Below are 16,579 nucleotides of genomic sequence, written 5' to 3'. Positions count from 1 at the left end.
CCACCATGTCCACCATCCTGTCAGGCCGCGTCGCTGCGGCCGTGCTCGGCCTGAGCTTGTGCGGCGCTGCGGCGCAGGCGTCCGACGTCCGTGCACCGGAGCTGCGCAGTTCACCGGTCAAGCCGATGAAGGACGCCGATGCCGACAAGCCGGCGGCCGCGAAGGCGGCCAAGGCACGCGGCTTCGAGGATCCGATGGACCGCCTGCGGCAGCGCCTGGCCGAGAAGCTCGGCGCGCAGCAGGCCGAGGCCAACCCCGACATCGTGCGCGTGGCCAACCGGCCTGGCGCGGCATCGACCACGCCGGTGCGCGCGGCGGTGGCGCAGGCGGGCGGTGGCGGGGGCACTGCGGCCGCACTGGATGCCCACCAGCCGGCCGAGCCGCGCGCGATCGCCGCCGGGCGGCCGGCGCGCTCGGTCGTCGCCGCGCACGGTGCCTCGCCGCACTGGGACTACAGCGGCGACGGCGCGCCGGAGAACTGGAGCAAGCTGAAGCCCGAGTTCAGCGCCTGTTCGGCCGGCAAGCGCCAGAGCCCGATCGACATCCGAGACGGCATCTCGGTGCAGCTCGATCCGGTGCAGTTCGACTACAAGCCCAGCAGCTTCAAGGTGCTGGACAACGGCCACACGGTGCAGGTCAACGTGGCGCCGGGCAACTCGATCGAGGTGATGGGGCGGCGCTTCGAGCTGCTGCAGTTCCACTTCCATCGGCCGTCGGAAGAACGCATCAACGGCCGCCAGTTCGACATGGTCGCGCACCTGGTGCACAAGGACCTCGAAGGCAAGCTCGCGGTGGTGGCGGTGCTGCTGGACCGCGGCAACACGCAGCAGGTCGTGCAGACGGTGTGGAACAACCTGCCGCTCGAAAAGGGCGACGAGGTCGCCGCGCGCGCGACGCTGGACCTGAACGCGCTGCTGCCGACCGAGCGCGGCTACTACACCTACATGGGCTCGCTGACGACGCCGCCGTGCAGCGAAGGCGTGCTGTGGATGGTGATGAAGCAGCCGGTGGGGATCTCGTCGGAACAGATCGGCATCTTCTCGCGGCTGTACCCGATGAACGCGCGGCCGATCCAGTCGGCGAGCGGGCGTTTGATCAAGGGTTCCAACTAAGGCGCGCACGACGAGGTCGACAAGACGCCCTGAGAGGCGAGCCATCGCCCTGGTCGCTTTTGGTGCCGCGCCGCCCGCGCTTGGCGCTTCTGCGTCCGCAGCATGCCCCCGTTTGGGATCCTCGCTGCGCGCTCATTCGAGGTCCCACCCCGCTGCGCCCGGTCCGTCCGGCTGGCACGCCCGTTGCATGTATACAAGAAGGTGTTCTAAACGGGGCGGGCGGACAGCGCGTGCTTTCGGGCACGAGTCCTGCGATCCCCTTCATGCGGGCAACGCACAGGAGCGATGTGATGGCGACAGCGGAATTCAATCGTCGGGACGTTCTGAAGGGCGCCGGCGCGGCGCTCGCTCTCGGCGGCTTCGGCAGCCTCGCGAACGCGCAGGCACCGATCACCGTCGGCTTCATCTACGTCGGCCCGAAGGACGACTTCGGCTACAACCAGGCGCATGCCGAGGCGGTGGCCGAGATCAAGAAGCTGCCCGGCATCAAGGCGGTCGAAGAGGAGAACGTCCCCGAGACCACGGCCGTGCAGAAGGCGATGCAGGGCATGATCTCGCAGGACGGCGCGACGCTGCTGTTCCCGACCTCGTTCGGCTACTTCGACCCGCACATGCTGGCGGTGGCGGGCAAGAACCCGAACGTGCGCTTCGCGCATTGCGGCGGCATGTGGACCGAAGGCAAGCACCCGAAGAACACCGGCAGCTTCTTCGGCTACATCGACGAATGCCAGTACCTGAACGGCGTCGTCGCGGGGCACATGAGCAAGAGCAAGAAGCTCGGCTTCATCGCGGCCAAGCCGATCCCGCAGGTGCTGCGCAACATCAATGCCTTCACGATGGGCGCGCGCTCGGTCGATCCGTCGATCACCACCACGGTGATCTTCACCGGCGACTGGTCGATGCCGGTCAAGGAGGCCGAGGCCACCAACAGCCTGGCCGACCAGGGCATCGACGTCTTCACGATGCACGTCGACGGGCCGAAGGTGATCGTCGAGACGGCGGCCAAGCGCGGCAAGTTCGTCTGCGGCTACCACGCGAGCCAGGCGAAGCTCGCGCCGGCCGCGTACCTGACCGGCGCCGAGTGGAACTGGATCACCGCGTACAAGACCATCATCGACGCGGCGCGCAGCGGCAAGCCGCATCCGAACTTCGTGCGCGGCGGCCTGAAGGAAGGCTTCGTGAAGCCGTCGCCGTACGGCTCGATGGTGTCCGCCCCGGCGAAGAAGGCGGCCGATGACGTGAAGGCCGCGATGCTGAAGGGCAGCTTCGACATCTTCAAGGGGCCGCTGAAGGACAACGCAGGCAAGACGATCATCGAGGCGGGCAAGGTCTTCAAGCAGACCGACCCCACCCTCGAAGGCATGAACTACCTGGTCGAGGGCGTCGTCGGCAAGACCGGCGCCTAGTGATGACACCCACCCCCGGAGGCGCTTCGCGCCACCCCCTCAAGGGGGCACCGCCAGTGGCCCGGCAAAGCCGGTTCCACGGCGGTCGCTGGATAGGAACCCTGCGAACTGCCGAATCGCTGGAGTCCGTCGCGCTGCCGCTGCTCGCGATGGGCGGTGCGCTGCTGCTGTTCGGCGTGTTCGTCTGGGTCGGCGGCAAGAGCCCGGTCGACGCGTGGACGCTGCTGTTCAAGGGCGCGTTCGGCGACTGGTTCTCGTGGCAGAACTCGCTGCAGCGCGCGGCCCCACTGATGCTCACCGCGCTGTGCGTCGCGATCCCCGCACGCGCCGGGCTGGTGGTGATCGGTGGCGAGGGCGCGCTGGTGCTGGGCGGCCTGGCTGGCGCGGCCCTGCCGTACGTCGTCACGCCGCCGGCCGGTGCGTTCGGCAGCGCCCTGCTGCTGGCCGCGGCCGGCGTGACCGGTGCGGGCTGGATCGCGCTGGTCGGCCTGCTGCGCCAGCGGCGCGGCGTCAACGAAACCATCAGCAGCCTGCTGCTCGCGTACATCGCCGTTGCGTTGTTCAAGCACCTGGTCGAAGGCCCGCTGCGCGACCCGGCCAGCCTCAACAAGCCGTCGACGCGGCCGATCGCCGACGCGCTGCTGATCGGCGGCATCGGCGGCAGCGACATCCACTGGGGCCTGGCCTTCGGCGTCGTCGCCTGCATCGCAGCGGGGCTGTGGCTGTTCCAGACGCCGTCCGGCTTCGCGACGCGCGTGGTCGGCGGCAACGCCCGCGCCGCGCTGCTGGTCGGCCTGCCGGGCACGCGGCTGATCGTCATCGCCTGCGCGCTGGGCGGTGCGTGTGCCGGGCTCGCCGGCGGCATCGAGGTGCTGGCGGTGCACACCAGCGCAAACGCCGCGCTGATCGCCGGCCTCGGCTACAGCGGCATCCTGGTGTCCTTCGTCGCGCGCCACAACCCGTGGGCCGTGATGCCGGTGGCGGTGCTGTTCGGCGGCTTCGGCGCGGCCGGCAGCCTGCTGCAGCGGCGCATGGACCTGCCCGATGCGTCGGTGCTGGTGCTGCAGGGCTTCGCGTTCCTGCTGATCCTCGCGAGCGAGGCGCTGCGCGGCAAGCTGTTCGTCGCGCGGGCGATGCCGGCCTCGCTGCCCACCGCGACGCCGATCGCTGCCCAGGCGCTGTCATGACGACGACTGAGCTTGTCCTCAACGTACTGATCGCGGTGCTCGGCGGCGCGATCCGCGTCGGCACGCCGTTCCTGATGGTCAGCCTCGGCGAATGCGTCACCGAGAAGGCCGGCCGCATCAACCTCGGGCTCGAAGGCGTGCTGGTGTTCTCGGCGATGAGCGGCTTCGGCGGCGCGTACCTCAGCGGCTCGGCCTGGATCGGCGTGCTGGTCGGTGGGCTGTCGGGCGCGGCGCTCGCGCTGCTGCACGGCCTGGTGTGCTCGCTGCCGCGCGTCAACGACATCGCCACCGGCATCGCGCTGATGCTGCTCGGCAGCGGGCTGGCGTTCTACCTCGGCAAGCCGCTGATCCAGCCGCAGGCGCCGCAGATTCCCGCGCTGGCGCTCGGCGAGTGGAGCAGCTCGGCGCAGATCCGCTCGGCGCTGCAGATCAACGCGCTGTTCCCGGTCGGCGTCGCGCTCGCGGCGTTGCTGTCGTGGGGCTTCCGGTCGACGCGCTTCGGGCTGGTGCTGCGCATGGCCGGCGATTCGAGCGATGCGGCGCGCTCGCTCGGCTACTCGGTCAACGGCATCCGCATCGCGGCCACGGTGGCCGGCGGTTTCATCGCGGGGCTGGGCGGTGCCTCGCTGTCGCTGCACTACCCGGGCAGCTGGAACGAAGGCCTGTCGAGCGGGCAGGGGCTGATCGCGGTCGCGCTGGTGATCTTCGCGCGCTGGAACCCCTGGCGCTGCCTGGGTGCGGCGCTGCTGTTCGGCGGTGCCGGCGCGCTCGGGCCGGCGCTGCAGTCGGTGGGCATCAGCGGCGGCTACCACCTGTTCAACGCGGTGCCGTACGTGCTGACGCTCGCGATCCTGGTGTGGACCTGCTCGCCGACGCGCGCCGTCAAGGGTGCGCCGGCCGAACTGGGAGTTTCTCGATGAGCCGCTTCGTGCAGGCCGACCCGTACCGCTGGCCATTCGACGGCGACCTGCGGCCTGACAACACCGCGTTGATCGTGATCGACATGCAGGTCGACTTCTGCGGCAAGGGCGGCTACGTCGACAAGATGGGCTACGACATCGGCCTGACGCGCGCGCCGATCGAACCACTGCAGCGCCTGATGGCGGCGATGCGCGCCGCCGGCCACCTGCTGATCCACACCCGCGAAGGCCATCGCCCGGACCTGAGCGACCTGCCGGCCAACAAGCGCTGGCGTTCGCGCCGGATCGGCACCGACGGCATCGGCATCGGCGACGTCGGGCCCTGCGGCCGCATCCTGACGATCGGCGAGCCCGGCTGGGAGATCATCCCCGAGCTCGCGCCGCTGCCCGGCGAACCGGTGATCGACAAGCCCGGCAAGGGCTCCTTCTACGCGACCGATCTCGACCTGATCCTGCGCACCCGCGGCATCCGCAACCTGGTGCTGACCGGCATCACGACCGACGTCTGCGTGCACACGACGATGCGCGACGCCAACGACCGCGGCTACGAGTGCCTGATCGTGGCTGACTGCACCGCGGCCACCGACCTCGGCAACCACCTCGCGGCGCTGAAGATGGTGACGATGCAGGGCGGGGTGTTCGGCGCGGTCGCCGATTCGGCTGCGCTGATCGCGGGGTTGGCTGGATGAGCAGGCCCTTCGACAGGCTCAGGGCAACCCTTCGGCAAGCTCAGGGCGAACGGATTGGTTCCGTTCGGGCTGAGCCTGTCGAAGCCGGCGCACAGAAACACATCCCCAGGAGTACGCCACGATGATCACCCGCCGCCGCACCCTGCAGACCCTCGCCGCCGCCTCGCTCGGCGCGGCCTCGTTCGCCCGCGCCGCCGACGACAAGATCCTGATCGGCTACTGGCCGATCGCGAGCGGCCTGCCGCTGTATGCCGGTCTCGAACTCGGCACCTTCAAGGAGGCCGGCCTCGACGTCGAGGGCGTCAAGTTCTCCAGCGCCCAGCAGGTGGCCGAGGCGATGATCTCCGGACGCATCCACGGCTCGGCCAACGGCACCGCATCGGCGGTGCTGGCGCTGGCCGAGATCACCTCGCCCGGCCTGTTCAAGATCATCTGCAGCAACCCGTCGAACCACAAGCTGGTGCTCGACGAGTTCGTCGTCGCGAAGGACAGCCCGATCAAGTCGCTCGCCGACCTGAAGGGCAAGCGCATCGCCAGCGGCCCCGGCATCCAGAACGTCACGCTCGCGAAGATCATGCTCGAGAAGAACGGCGTCACGAACCCGCAGGTCACCGAGCTGCCGGTCGGCCAGCACGTGCCGGCGCTGGTCGGCGGGCAGATCGACGCGGTCTACACGCTCGAGCCCACCGGCACCGCGGGCCGGCTGAAGGGCCTGACGCGCGTGCTCGAGACCGGCGTGATCAGCAAGTACGTGCTCGGCGATGCCGACGCACCGTGGTTCGGCGGCTCGGCCAGCGTGACGAGCACGCTGCTGAAGGAGCGCCCGGCCGACGCGAAGAAGTACATCGCTGCGTATGCGAAAGCCGTGGAGCACGTGCGCAAGAACCCCGACGAATCGCGCAACCACCTCGACGGTTTCACGTCGATCGACGCGTCGCTGGTGAAGGAAGTGCCGCTGTCGGGCTTCACGCTCTACAACGAGTTCAAGACCAGCGACATCGACGCGTTCCAGAAGTTCTTCGACGTGTTCACCGAGCGCAAGATCTTCTCGCGCGCGGTGCCGGTGAAGCCGCTGCTCTACACCGCCTGATCATCCGGAGGGCACGCCATGAACGTCTCGCGCCTGATGGACCGACGGCTGCTGCCGCTGGTCGGCCCGCTGCTGCTGTTCGGCCTGTGGGAGCTGGTGATCTCGGCCCGGTGGATCAAGCCGGTGCTGCTGCCGCCGCCCGGCGAGACGCTGGCCTACCTGTGGGGCGCAGTGACCAGCGGCGCAATCCTGCCGGACCTGCTGTCCACCCTCTGGCGCACGCTGGCCGCGTTCGGCATCGCGGTGCTGGTCGGCGTGCCGCTGGGCGTGCTGCTCGGCAGCTCTGAGCTGGCGTACCGCAGCGTCGAGTTCGTGATCGACTTCTTCCGCTCGACGCCGAGCTCGGCGCTGATCCCGCTGTTCATGTTGATCTTCGGCATCACCGACATCAACAAGATCGCGATCGCCAGCTTCGGCGCGATGCTGATCGTGCTGTTCAACAGCGCGTATGGCGTGATGAACGCGAAGAAGACGCGGGTGATGGCGGCGCAGATCATGGGCGTGTCGCGCTGGCATGTGTTCAAGGACGTGATGCTGATGGAGAGCCTCGCGCAGACCTTCGTGGGCTTGCGCAGCGCGGTCTCGATGGCGCTGGTGATCGTCATCGTCGCCGAGATGTTCATCGGTTCCGAGACCGGGCTCGGCCACCGCATCATCGATGCGCAGCAGGTGTTCAACGTGAAGGACATGTACACCTCGATCCTGATCACCGGCGCGCTCGGCTACCTGCTGAACCTCGCGTTCCTGCTGGTCGAGAAGAAGCTGATCCACTGGAGCGGCAAGGCATGAACGCCCGTCCGATGAACCTGCCGCACGTGACGATCCGCGGCCTCTGCAAGTCGTTCGCCGGCGTGCCGCTGTACACCGGCTTCGACCTCGACCTGCCGCGCGGCGAGATCGTCTCGATCTTCGGGCCCAACGGCTGCGGCAAGTCGACGCTGATGAACATGATCGCCGGGCTGATCCCGCTGGACGCCGGCGAGATCCTGTTCGATGGCAAGACGCTGAAGCAGACCGACATCGGCTACGTGTTCCAGAACTACCGCGACGCATTGTTCCCATGGATCACCGCCTGGGACAACATCGCCTACCCGCTGCGCCGCAAGGGCATGAAGGAGGCGCAGGTGCGCGCGCGGGTCGACGAGCTGGTGGCGTTGTTCGAGATCCGCTTCGACCTGAAGCGCTACCCGTACGAGCTGTCGGGCGGGCAGATGCAGACGGTGTGCATCATGCGGGCGCTGGCGCCGCGGCCGGAGGTGATGTTCCTCGACGAACCGTTCTCGGCGCTGGATTTCGAGATGACGCTGTTCATCCGCGAGAAGCTGCAGGAGGCGCACCTCGCGACCGGCGTGACGATGGTGATCGTCTCGCACGACCTGGAAGACGCGGTGTTCCTGGCCGACCACATCCTGCTGCTGACGCGCCGGCCGACGCGCATCGCCGAGTTCGTGCCCTTCGACATGCCGCGGCCGCGGCTGCCCGAGGCGGTGGCCGACGAACGCTTCGTGCGCGTGAAGGCGCACACGCTCGAGGTGTTCCGCAGGGAGATGAAGGCGTGACCGCACCGATGGACCCGGTGGCGCGACCGACCGGTGCGTTGGCGCTCGACACCTATCAACTGACGAAGCGCTTCGGCGCCTTCACCGCGCTCGACGGCGTGTCGCTCGCGGTGCGGCCCGGCACGGTGCACGCGCTGCTCGGCGAGAACGGCGCCGGCAAGAGCACGCTGGTGAAGTGCGTCGTCGGCTGGCAGCGCGCCGAAGAGGGCAGCGTGCTGATCGACGGCCGCGAGCGCGACATCGCGTCGCCGGTCGTCGCGCGCGAGCTCGGCATCGGCATGGTCTACCAGCACTTCACCGTCGTGCCCGGCATGACGGTGGCCGAGAACCTGCTGCTTGCGCGCGGCCGGCTGCCGGCCGTCATCCATTGGCCGACGGTGCGTGCCGAGCTGGCCGCCTTCCTGGAGACGACGCCGTTCAGGCTCGACCTCGATGCGACGCCGCAGCAGCTGTCGGCCGGGCAGAAGCAGAAGCTCGAGATCCTGAAGCAGCTGCTGCTGAAGCCGCGGCTCCTGATCCTCGACGAGCCGACCTCGGTGTTGACGCCGCAGGAGGCCGACGAGGTGCTGGGCCTGCTGCGCGAGCGCGCGCAGGCGGGCGATTGCAGCATCGTGCTGATCACGCACAAGTTCCGCGAGGTCATGGCGTATGCGGACGATGTCAGCGTGCTGCGGCGCGGCCGGCTGGTGGCGGCGCACCGGGTGGCCGAGACCGATCCGCGGCAGCTGGCGGCCGAGATGGTCGGTGCGGTCGATGCCGATGCTGCCGTGTCGAAGCGCGAGTTCGCGCCGCCGCAGCGGGCGGTGCACGAGCGGGGTGCCGCGCGGCTGACGATCGAATCGCTGACGGTCGACGGCGACCGCGGGCAGACCGCCGTCGACGGCTTGAACCTGAGCGTGCATGCCGGCGAGATCGTCGGCGTGGCCGGCGTGTCGGGCAACGGCCAGCGGGAGTTCGCCGAGGCGCTGGTCGGCCAGCGCCGCCGGGTGTCGGGCCAGGTGTGGGTCGGCCACGGCGAGCAGCGCGAGCGCTTCGCCGCGACGCGTGCGCAGAACCGGCGACTGAAGGTGCGCAGCCTGCCGGAGGAGCCGCTGCGCAATGCCTGCGTCGGCGACCTGAGCGTGTCGGACAACATCGGCCTGCGCGCCTTCGACCAGGCGCCGGCCGCGCGCGGTGGCTGGCTGCGCACGTCGGCGCTGCGCGAGCGCGCACGCCGATTGATTGCAGAGTTCGGCGTCAAGACGCGCGGCGAGCTGGCGCCGATCCGCACGCTGAGCGGCGGCAACGTGCAGCGCGCGGTGCTGGCGCGCGAACTGAGCGACGAGGCCGAGGTGCTGATCGTGTCGAACCCGGTGTTCGGGCTCGATTTCGCGGCGGTTGCCGAGATCCACCAGCGCCTGATGGACGTGCGCAACCGCGGCGGTGCGGTGCTGCTGATCAGCGAGGACCTCGACGAACTGCTGGCGCTGTCGGACCGCATCGCGGTGATGAGCGAGGGGCGCATCGTGCACGAGGCCGATGCATTGCAGGCCGACCGCCACGTGTTGGGCGGGTTCATGGGCGGGAGCCATCGATGATCCAGGTCGACGCCCTGCCGGGCCCGTTCGAGTTCGAGCCGGCGCACACCGCGCTGGTGATGATCGACATGCAGCGCGATTTCATCGAGCCGGGCGGGTTCGGCGCGGCGCTCGGCAACGACGTCTCGCTGCTGGCGCCGGTGGTGCCGGCGGCGGCCGAGCTGGTGGCGCTGTGCCGCGCGATGGGCGTGCTGGTGGTGCACACGCAGGAGTGCCACCGGCCGGACCTGTCCGACTGCCCGCCGGCCAAGCGGCTGCGCGGCAAGCCGAGCCTGCGCATCGGCGACCCGGGGCCGATGGGCCGCATCCTGATCGACGGCGAACCGGGCGCGGGCTTCGTGCCCGAGCTGATGCCCGAGCCCGGCGATGTGGTGATCGCGAAGCCGGGCAAGGGTGCGTTCTACGGCACGCGGCTGGCCGAGCTGCTGCAGGACCAGCAGATCACGCGCCTGATCTTCGGCGGCGTGACGACCGAGGTGTGCGTGCAGACGACGATGCGCGAGGCCAACGACCGCGGCTACGAATGCCTGCTGGTCGAGGAGGCGACCGGGTCGTACTTCCCGCAGTTCAAGGCGGCGACGCTCGCGATGATCCGCGCGCAGGGCGGGATCGTCGGGTGGACGGCGTCGCTGCGGGCTGTTCAAGCGGCCTTTCAAAGGCAGGCCGCAAATTAAAGAAGTCTTTAGTATGATAGCGCCTCATTCAAGGCCGCTTTCATACGATGCGCAGCACCGGCACCTACGTCAGGAGCACCACGGCAGGTGAGGCCGTGCGGGCCTTCGTGCCGCGCCCGCTGCCGCCGGTGCGCCCGGTGCTGGCGCCGGAGTCCTGCGAAGCCCGGTCGCGCGGCGCCGAGCTGGCGCTGGCCCGGCTGTCGGGCGTGTCGGGCCTGGTGCCGTCGGTCGAATGGCTGCTGTACAGCGCCATCCGCAAGGAAGCGCTGCTCACCTCGCAGATCGAAGGCACGCAGGCCACGCTGACGGATCTCTTCGACGACGAAGCGGGCCTGGCCATCGCCAACGCCGACGACGTGGAGGAGGTGACCAACTACCTGCGCGCCTTTCGCCTGGTGCGCGAGAACCTGCGCGACCCGCACGGCCTGCCGGTGAGCGTGCGCCTGCTGTGCGACGCGCACCGCCTGTTGCTGGATGGCGCCCGCGGCACCGGCAAGCAGCCGGGCGAACTGCGCCGCTCGCAGAACTGGATCGGTGGCACGCGCCCGGGCAACGCGGTGTTCGTGCCGCCGCCGCCCGAGCGCGTCGCGGAATTGCTGGGCGACCTGGAGCGCTTCATCCACGAGCCTGAACCGTCGCTGCCGCCGATCGTGCGGGTGGCGTTGGCGCACGTCCAGTTCGAGACCATCCATCCGTTCCTCGACGGCAACGGCCGCATCGGCCGCCTGCTGATCGCGGCACTGATGGAGCAGTGGGGCCTGCTGCGCGAGCCGTTGATGTACCTCAGCGGCTACCTGAAGCAACACCAGCGCGAGTATTACCGGCGCTTGTCCGCCGTGCGCACCGACGGCGACTGGGAAGGGTGGACGGGCTTCTTCCTGGAGGCCGTCGAGGCCGCGGCCAACGAAGCTGAGCGCGGCATCGTCGCGATAGCGAGCCTGGTGGCGGCCGATCGACGTCGCCTGCTGGCGGTGCCGCGGATCGGTGCCGTGAGCCTGCGCCTGTTCGAGCTGCTGCCGGTGATGCCACGCTTCACGATCGAGCAGGTGCGGCAGAAGCTGGACACCACCTTCCCGACGGCGACCGCGGCGGTAAATCTGCTGGAAGACCAGGGGATCGTGACCGAGCTGACCGGGCAGAAGAAGAATCGCAGTTTCAGCTACCGGGCGTACATCGAGTTGTTGGCGCGTTGAATCCAGGAAGGGCTCGGTCGTAGGACCGCCCACGCACTCGGATACGCCTGCTCTTCTATGCCCGCCAAGCGGCACACGTAGTCCGCCATCGGCGCGCCCGCAAGTCGTACTGGCGACAGCCGCGCTCGGTTACTATCAGATACCGCGCTCGGGAGGCGATGGCGAGAACAGTATGACGGTCAAGAATGCTGTAGCGGCTTTTACGCCTGAGGCGCGCATTAAGCGCCATCTTCGAAAGCACCTCATCGACCTAGGCTTCACGAAAGATGAGAGTGGTGCTCTCGTACTGCCTGACGCCTCAAAGGACACCGTGCGAACGCTGCATCGAAAACAGCGTGAGGACAAGCTGGCTGAGAATGCTGCATTTGTCTCCGCCAATCTACCCAACCTCCAGAGGTATTTCGCTTCCGGCGCCGATGTACGACCGGAAGCCATTCGCCCTGTTTTGGAGCCTGTGACGGGAGAAGGGCTACACGCTCGTCTATTTCGGCTAGCTTCACTCACTTGGTCCGTGCCGGTATCGGCTGGTTTCGGTCGCCGTATGCGCTATCTGGTGGTCGACCAGAGCAACGGCAAGCTGATTGGAATCTTCGCAATTGGGGACCCGGTGTACAACTTGGGCGCTCGGGACAGTCATATCGGGTGGAGCATCGCGGACAGAGAGCAGCGGCTCGTCAATTTGATGGATGCGTACGTCCTCGGAGCAGTGCCGCCGTACAACATGCTGCTTGGTGGCAAGCTCGTAGCTTGTCTTGTCCGCACACGTGAGGTTTACGAAGACTTCCGAATGAGATACGGCGGAAAGGAGGGCATCATCTCCGGCGCGTCAAAGAACGCTAGGCTGCTCGCTGTCACAACGTCTTCCTCAATGGGCCGCTCATCCATCTATAACCGACTAAGACTCGGTGACACGTCGTACTTCACGTCTATAGGGTTTACCGGTGGATGGGGGCATTTCCATATACCGGATGATCTATTCGATGAAATGCGGGTCTATTTGCGCAGCATAGATCATGGGTATGCGGATATGCATGCGTTCGGAGAGGGGCCAAACTGGCGCCTGCGAACGGTCCGTGCTGCGCTTCGCGCTCTTGGGTTCAAGGAAGACGTCCTAAAACATGGAATTCAGCGCGAAGTCTTTCTTAGTGCAACCGCGAGCAACAGCCTGAAGATTCTGAGAGGGGAGGCTAAGCGCCCACTCCTGTCCGAGCTGCTTTCGGTAAAGGACGTCGGCGCGCTAGCTGTATCACGATGGATGAAAGGCCGGGGGGAACGGCGGCCTCAATATCATGATTGGAGCAGCAGCGGCCTACGAGATCTCATTCGCCTCGGTTCAACCCAGAGCATGACCGAGGCGGGGCGAAACACAGGAAACACCTAGTTGGGATGAGCTCCATGAACGCCAACTCTTTGGAGCTCCTGCAGGCAGCCGTCGAGAAGCACTTTGACGGGCTTGCCTCCGAGAGGCGAAGTTTTGGATTGCCGTTGTTCACGCTTGAGCACAATCTCAGCAAGAACCAACTTAGAGATGTAGCGAATGGGCTGCGCAAGAGCCTCGAATTCGGCGGGAGATTCTCGTCCCTCTGGCTACTTTGGGTGGTCTACGCCACTGAGCTTGGATACGACTATGACGGCGAAGAGTATTGGCAGTCGTTCGAGAGGAGAACACCCCACTGGACGCAGGACGTAAATCGCCGTCGCTTCCTGCGCAGCTTCTTTGAGCGATTCAAATCAAAATTCGGGGCCTCTACACCTACAGGCTCTTGGGCGCGACAGTTCTCAATCATCGCTTGGCCAATCACGCAGGCGATTTTGCCTCGCGACCTTCAGTCACAGATGGCCCGAGCGCTCTTTGATTCCCGCTATGAGATAGCTGAAGCCACCAATCAACCAGCGGCGCAGCTAGGCTCGTTGGTTGCCCGACACGCAGATGGAGCGTCTGCCCGCTTTAGAAATTTCCTAGAGCACGAAGAGTTGGTGGGGCTCATCGCGCGAGCTTTGCTAGTTCCCGAAGCCGAGGAAGCCGATACAGTCCTGCTTCCTTCCACGCTGGCAAGAATCGTGTCAGACCTCGAGGCCTCTTGGGACGCAAAGGCTTGGTTAAAGGAGGCCCGCGCGGTTGCAAGAGATGTCCGGATACGCCTGAATTTCAAGCGCTCAGAGGACGCCAAGCGGGAGCAGCTCGATAGGAAGAAAGCTGAAGAAGCGGCTGAGGCACTTTGTGTTGTGCCAACAGTCAGCCTTCGCCGGTCCAAGGGTGGCTCATGGGAAGGATTCGTGGAAGTTCCGTCGTTCTCAGGTTGGGCTCGGCACAATCCGAACATCGATGGATTTATCCGGCGCACGCGATGCAAGATAAGAGGTGCAGAGGATGTCTGGCAAACCAGACGATGGTTGCTTTTCGGAGCGCAGCAGAAGCGTCTACTTGATTGGCCAGCGGAAGGTACCTCCTGGATTCGCTTCGAAGAGCGCGAAGAAGGAACGGTTCAACTAATCGACGAGAAGTGCCGCGTTGCTTCTAAGCCGTGGCTCTTTCGTGTCGCCGAAGATGGCGACGCATACCAAGCCAAGTGGGGGAACGTAAGGCCGGGATGCACCTACATCGTAGTGCACTCGGGTGAATTCACAGCGAGCGAAATCCTCGTCCCAGTCGCGGTGGACGTAAAAGGCGGGACGGCTCATCTCCTCAATGTGCCCATTCAAGCGACAGCTGACTCTACCCGTTGCCTCCACGAACTTGGGCTGTCCGCAACTCGAGGACTGCTTGTTTGGTCAGCTGGGCTACCAGCACTCGGACTTGGAAATGCTGATGTTCTCGAATGGTCCGCACGCCTTCCATTGATGCTCGGCATCGAGCACGATGAGACATGTAACGGTTTTTCAGTGAGCATCGACGGCAGGGGCACGACGTTCAGCATCAATGGCCGCAAAGTTTCCTTTGTAGAGCTCGAGAAGCTACCTCCGGGGTTGCATCACGTCGCTATCGCAGCAACGTTCCGCTCGGCTGATGGAACGTCGAAGCTCAGAACGCAGGCAAGTCAACGCTCCTTCTCGCTGGCAGTCCGCACCCCTGTAAGCGGGTACGCCAGCCGACGCCATGCTCCTGTCCTGGTTGTGGCTGCTGACCCCGACGGTGCGAGTCTCGACTCGATGATGAGTGGCTTGGCGACATGCACTGTGCACGGGCCACAGGGACGCACGGTCGACTTCCGACTCGAACTGCTGAATGGCTCAGGGGCTGTCATTCACAGCGAGGAACTTGGCCAGTTGGGGCTGCCGGTGGATCGGGCGGCTTGGCGGCAACTCGTGAACATTCGCCACGACGTTACCGATGCGGTTGGCGAGGCCTACTTCAAAGCATGTGAAGGACGGCTCGTCATTGACGGACATGAACTCGGCAAGGCCACGATCTCGCTAAGGCATTCGGTCTCACCGATTCGATGGCAGGTGTCTCGTAGCTCGAAGCTGGTGCGCCTAAATCTGGTGGACGACACCGACCACACCGACCCCGTCCGTGCCTATCACGCCCCATTCGTGCAGCCATCGCGGCGGCTCTCGTCTTGGGAAGGCCCGCAGGCGGACTGCATCCACGTGGAAGGCGACGGTGGACTTTATGTTGTCGCCGCGAACGGCCACAGAAGCGCCATCATTGTCAACGCGCCCCCCGCAACGATGTCTCTGGCCGATTGGCAGCACAGCGCTCCGATGCTTGCTCCGCACCTGTCAAACGCTCAACAGGTTGTGGAGCTTCTATACTGGATTCGAGATTGGACCGATGCCAGACTTATCGGGCCGCTCGCAGAGCATCGAAAGAAAAAGGTGCTTCGCGAAATGCATCGGCAGTTGTATGCCACCATGTGCGGTGATTGGTGGGCAAGGAGCGAGCTTGCCTTCATAGACTCCGGTGGGCAGCAGTCAGTGAGGGAATCCTTGGAGGCCGCGGTGTGGCACAACCCATCCTTCGCAATTGGATTGGTACGCCAAGCTGAAGCAGTCGTCACCAGCTCAATTCAGGAGACCTGCAACCATCTCCTCGACCACGTCGGTCCATATTCGATATGCAATGACCGTGCTCTGTGCGAACTTGCGCTTCGTCTTGCAATGGCTCCTTGTGGATTTGTCGATTGGGCTGGCGAGGACGCCTGCCCTCGAATTGACGCTATCGTCAATCAGAAGCCTTTGGTGAAGTCGGCCCGGCTGCTGGCGCTTGTCCTCGGCAGCCGTGGTCAACTATTGGCGCGCGATTGGGTATAGCTGTGAGACTGATTTCGCCAGACCAGGTTCTCTCAAACGCTCGCGCGGCACTGGATCTCGCGCCGGCAAAGGACGGCCAGGCAGTTGACGCAGCGATGCTGGCTCAGTTGCTCAGAGCTGTCGCTTGGTCCACCTGCCCCTGCCGGCCCTTCGCCCTGCTGAGAGAAGCTGAGCGGTGCCTGAGGGGCCTAGTTGCAGAGTCTTCCAAAGTGTCAGTCCGACTAACGGAGGTTCTTGAGTCTCTGATTGCCACCGGCGACCTTCTGGAGCCCGGCCAGGTGACCTATGCTGAAGAGTTGCCCAAAGGCTGGCTATTCCCAGCGCCCCCGTCATTCGCGATGCTCTCTGAAGGGGTCGCACAGCTCTTCGGCGTTGCGAACGAGGAAGAATTGGAAGGGCTACCCGCACTACGAGGGCGTGTCGTTCACGAGGGAGCGTCCCGACGGGTCACAGCCCTGTCTGGTGAGGCGTTGGAGGCCACTCTTCGCGTGGCAGGGTTGCGCGAGCTCTCCGTGCAGGCGTGGCTTCGAGAACCGGTCGGCCAATCCGCAACCAACTTCCTCTCCGCGGCAAAGAAGCGCTTGAAGGCGACTGAACCAGTAGATGCTGTTATCGACGGGTTGGAAATCTTCGATAGTGCCGGCGACGGAATCTACTCAGCCTGTTGGGGTGTGCCCGGAAGCAAGAGCGGTCTGTTCATCGCCAGACGCCCTAAAGCCTACGGAAATTGGCAGTGGATGCTCGCCGAGTTGAACGGCGGTCGAGTTGTTCAGAGCGCGCTTCTCCCTTCGCCAGGCTCGTCATTCAGAGGGTGTGACGAAGCCTGGACAACTCAGCTTGCGCTTGACGCCGTACGCGGGCGGCCGCAGAGGTTTCGCGTACGCCAAGACTCTTCAGCGGTGTATCTCGACATACTGT

At 65.8% G+C, this 16,579-nt stretch carries 13 protein-coding genes; all 13 read left to right on the top strand.

Annotated features, from left to right (window positions below):
* Positions 1-5: 5 nt before the first annotated feature.
* Positions 6-1,112 carry a carbonic anhydrase gene (locus ASC98_RS16645; RefSeq protein ID WP_082541745.1) on the top strand — a complete coding sequence of 369 codons (1,107 nt, stop codon included), beginning with the start codon at positions 6-8 and terminating at the stop codon, positions 1,110-1,112.
* Positions 1,113-1,402: 290 nt separating this feature from the next.
* Positions 1,403-2,518 carry a BMP family ABC transporter substrate-binding protein gene (locus ASC98_RS16640; protein WP_056817390.1) on the top strand — a complete coding sequence of 372 codons (1,116 nt, stop codon included), beginning with the start codon at positions 1,403-1,405 and terminating at the stop codon, positions 2,516-2,518.
* 149 nt (positions 2,519-2,667) lie between these two features.
* Positions 2,668-3,705, top strand: a complete 1,038-nt coding sequence (locus ASC98_RS16635; RefSeq protein WP_056817394.1) for an ABC transporter permease — start codon at positions 2,668-2,670, stop codon at positions 3,703-3,705.
* Positions 3,702-4,625 carry an ABC transporter permease gene (locus ASC98_RS16630; RefSeq protein WP_056817396.1) on the top strand — a complete coding sequence of 308 codons (924 nt, stop codon included), beginning with the start codon at positions 3,702-3,704 and terminating at the stop codon, positions 4,623-4,625. The genes ASC98_RS16635 and ASC98_RS16630 overlap by 4 nt, the downstream gene beginning before the upstream one ends.
* On the top strand, positions 4,622-5,314 hold the full coding sequence (locus ASC98_RS16625; protein ID WP_056817398.1) for a cysteine hydrolase family protein: 693 nt from the start codon (positions 4,622-4,624) through the stop codon (positions 5,312-5,314). Before ASC98_RS16630 ends, ASC98_RS16625 begins: the two co-directional genes overlap by 4 nt.
* A gap of 121 nt (positions 5,315-5,435) precedes the next feature.
* Positions 5,436-6,404 carry an ABC transporter substrate-binding protein gene (locus tag ASC98_RS16620; protein WP_056817401.1) on the top strand — a complete coding sequence of 323 codons (969 nt, stop codon included), beginning with the start codon at positions 5,436-5,438 and terminating at the stop codon, positions 6,402-6,404.
* An 18-nt stretch (positions 6,405-6,422) separates the two neighbouring features.
* Entirely contained in the window at positions 6,423-7,193 is a 771-nt protein-coding gene (locus tag ASC98_RS16615) for an ABC transporter permease (RefSeq protein ID WP_056817404.1), read from the top strand.
* On the top strand, positions 7,190-7,963 hold the full coding sequence (locus ASC98_RS16610; RefSeq protein WP_056817408.1) for an ABC transporter ATP-binding protein: 774 nt from the start codon (positions 7,190-7,192) through the stop codon (positions 7,961-7,963). Before ASC98_RS16615 ends, ASC98_RS16610 begins: the two co-directional genes overlap by 4 nt.
* An 8-nt stretch (positions 7,964-7,971) precedes the next feature.
* Positions 7,972-9,540 (top strand): ABC transporter ATP-binding protein, encoded by a 1,569-nt coding sequence (locus ASC98_RS16605; RefSeq protein ID WP_056817411.1) that lies wholly within the window; start codon positions 7,972-7,974, stop codon positions 9,538-9,540.
* Positions 9,537-10,214 carry a cysteine hydrolase family protein gene (locus ASC98_RS16600; RefSeq protein ID WP_056817413.1) on the top strand — a complete coding sequence of 226 codons (678 nt, stop codon included), beginning with the start codon at positions 9,537-9,539 and terminating at the stop codon, positions 10,212-10,214. Before ASC98_RS16605 ends, ASC98_RS16600 begins: the two co-directional genes overlap by 4 nt.
* A gap of 47 nt (positions 10,215-10,261) precedes the next feature.
* Positions 10,262-11,407 carry a Fic family protein gene (locus tag ASC98_RS16595; RefSeq protein ID WP_056817416.1) on the top strand — a complete coding sequence of 382 codons (1,146 nt, stop codon included), beginning with the start codon at positions 10,262-10,264 and terminating at the stop codon, positions 11,405-11,407.
* 172 nt (positions 11,408-11,579) lie between these two features.
* Positions 11,580-12,788, top strand: coding sequence for a Druantia anti-phage system protein DruA (locus ASC98_RS16590; RefSeq protein WP_056820241.1), 1,209 nt, complete (start codon positions 11,580-11,582; stop codon positions 12,786-12,788).
* A gap of 14 nt (positions 12,789-12,802) precedes the next feature.
* On the top strand, positions 12,803-15,661 hold the full coding sequence (locus tag ASC98_RS30530; protein WP_157597805.1) for a hypothetical protein: 2,859 nt from the start codon (positions 12,803-12,805) through the stop codon (positions 15,659-15,661).
* Positions 15,662-16,579 lie beyond the last annotated feature (918 nt).

Origin of the sequence: Rhizobacter sp. Root1238 (assembly GCF_001425825.1) — a bacterium.
Classification (GTDB): domain Bacteria; phylum Pseudomonadota; class Gammaproteobacteria; order Burkholderiales; family Burkholderiaceae_C; genus Rhizobacter.
This window is presented reverse-complemented; position numbering and strand designations above follow the sequence as displayed.

What these genes read in the sequence shown, in the direction of transcription:
- ASC98_RS16630 (WP_056817396.1), top strand. Translation starts at nt 3,702, where the DNA reads ATGACGACGACTGAGCTTGTCCTCAACGTACTGATCGCGGTGCTCGGC.
- ASC98_RS30530 (WP_157597805.1), top strand. Translation starts at nt 12,803, where the DNA reads ATGAACGCCAACTCTTTGGAGCTCCTGCAGGCAGCCGTCGAGAAGCAC.
- ASC98_RS16645 (WP_082541745.1), top strand. Translation starts at nt 6, where the DNA reads ATGTCCACCATCCTGTCAGGCCGCGTCGCTGCGGCCGTGCTCGGCCTG.
- ASC98_RS16640 (WP_056817390.1), top strand. Translation starts at nt 1,403, where the DNA reads ATGGCGACAGCGGAATTCAATCGTCGGGACGTTCTGAAGGGCGCCGGC.
- ASC98_RS16590 (WP_056820241.1), top strand. Translation starts at nt 11,580, where the DNA reads ATGACGGTCAAGAATGCTGTAGCGGCTTTTACGCCTGAGGCGCGCATT.
- ASC98_RS16610 (WP_056817408.1), top strand. Translation starts at nt 7,190, where the DNA reads ATGAACGCCCGTCCGATGAACCTGCCGCACGTGACGATCCGCGGCCTC.
- ASC98_RS16595 (WP_056817416.1), top strand. Translation starts at nt 10,262, where the DNA reads ATGCGCAGCACCGGCACCTACGTCAGGAGCACCACGGCAGGTGAGGCC.
- ASC98_RS16605 (WP_056817411.1), top strand. Translation starts at nt 7,972, where the DNA reads ATGGACCCGGTGGCGCGACCGACCGGTGCGTTGGCGCTCGACACCTAT.
- ASC98_RS16620 (WP_056817401.1), top strand. Translation starts at nt 5,436, where the DNA reads ATGATCACCCGCCGCCGCACCCTGCAGACCCTCGCCGCCGCCTCGCTC.
- ASC98_RS16635 (WP_056817394.1), top strand. Translation starts at nt 2,668, where the DNA reads ATGGGCGGTGCGCTGCTGCTGTTCGGCGTGTTCGTCTGGGTCGGCGGC.
- ASC98_RS16600 (WP_056817413.1), top strand. Translation starts at nt 9,537, where the DNA reads ATGATCCAGGTCGACGCCCTGCCGGGCCCGTTCGAGTTCGAGCCGGCG.
- ASC98_RS16615 (WP_056817404.1), top strand. Translation starts at nt 6,423, where the DNA reads ATGAACGTCTCGCGCCTGATGGACCGACGGCTGCTGCCGCTGGTCGGC.
- ASC98_RS16625 (WP_056817398.1), top strand. Translation starts at nt 4,622, where the DNA reads ATGAGCCGCTTCGTGCAGGCCGACCCGTACCGCTGGCCATTCGACGGC.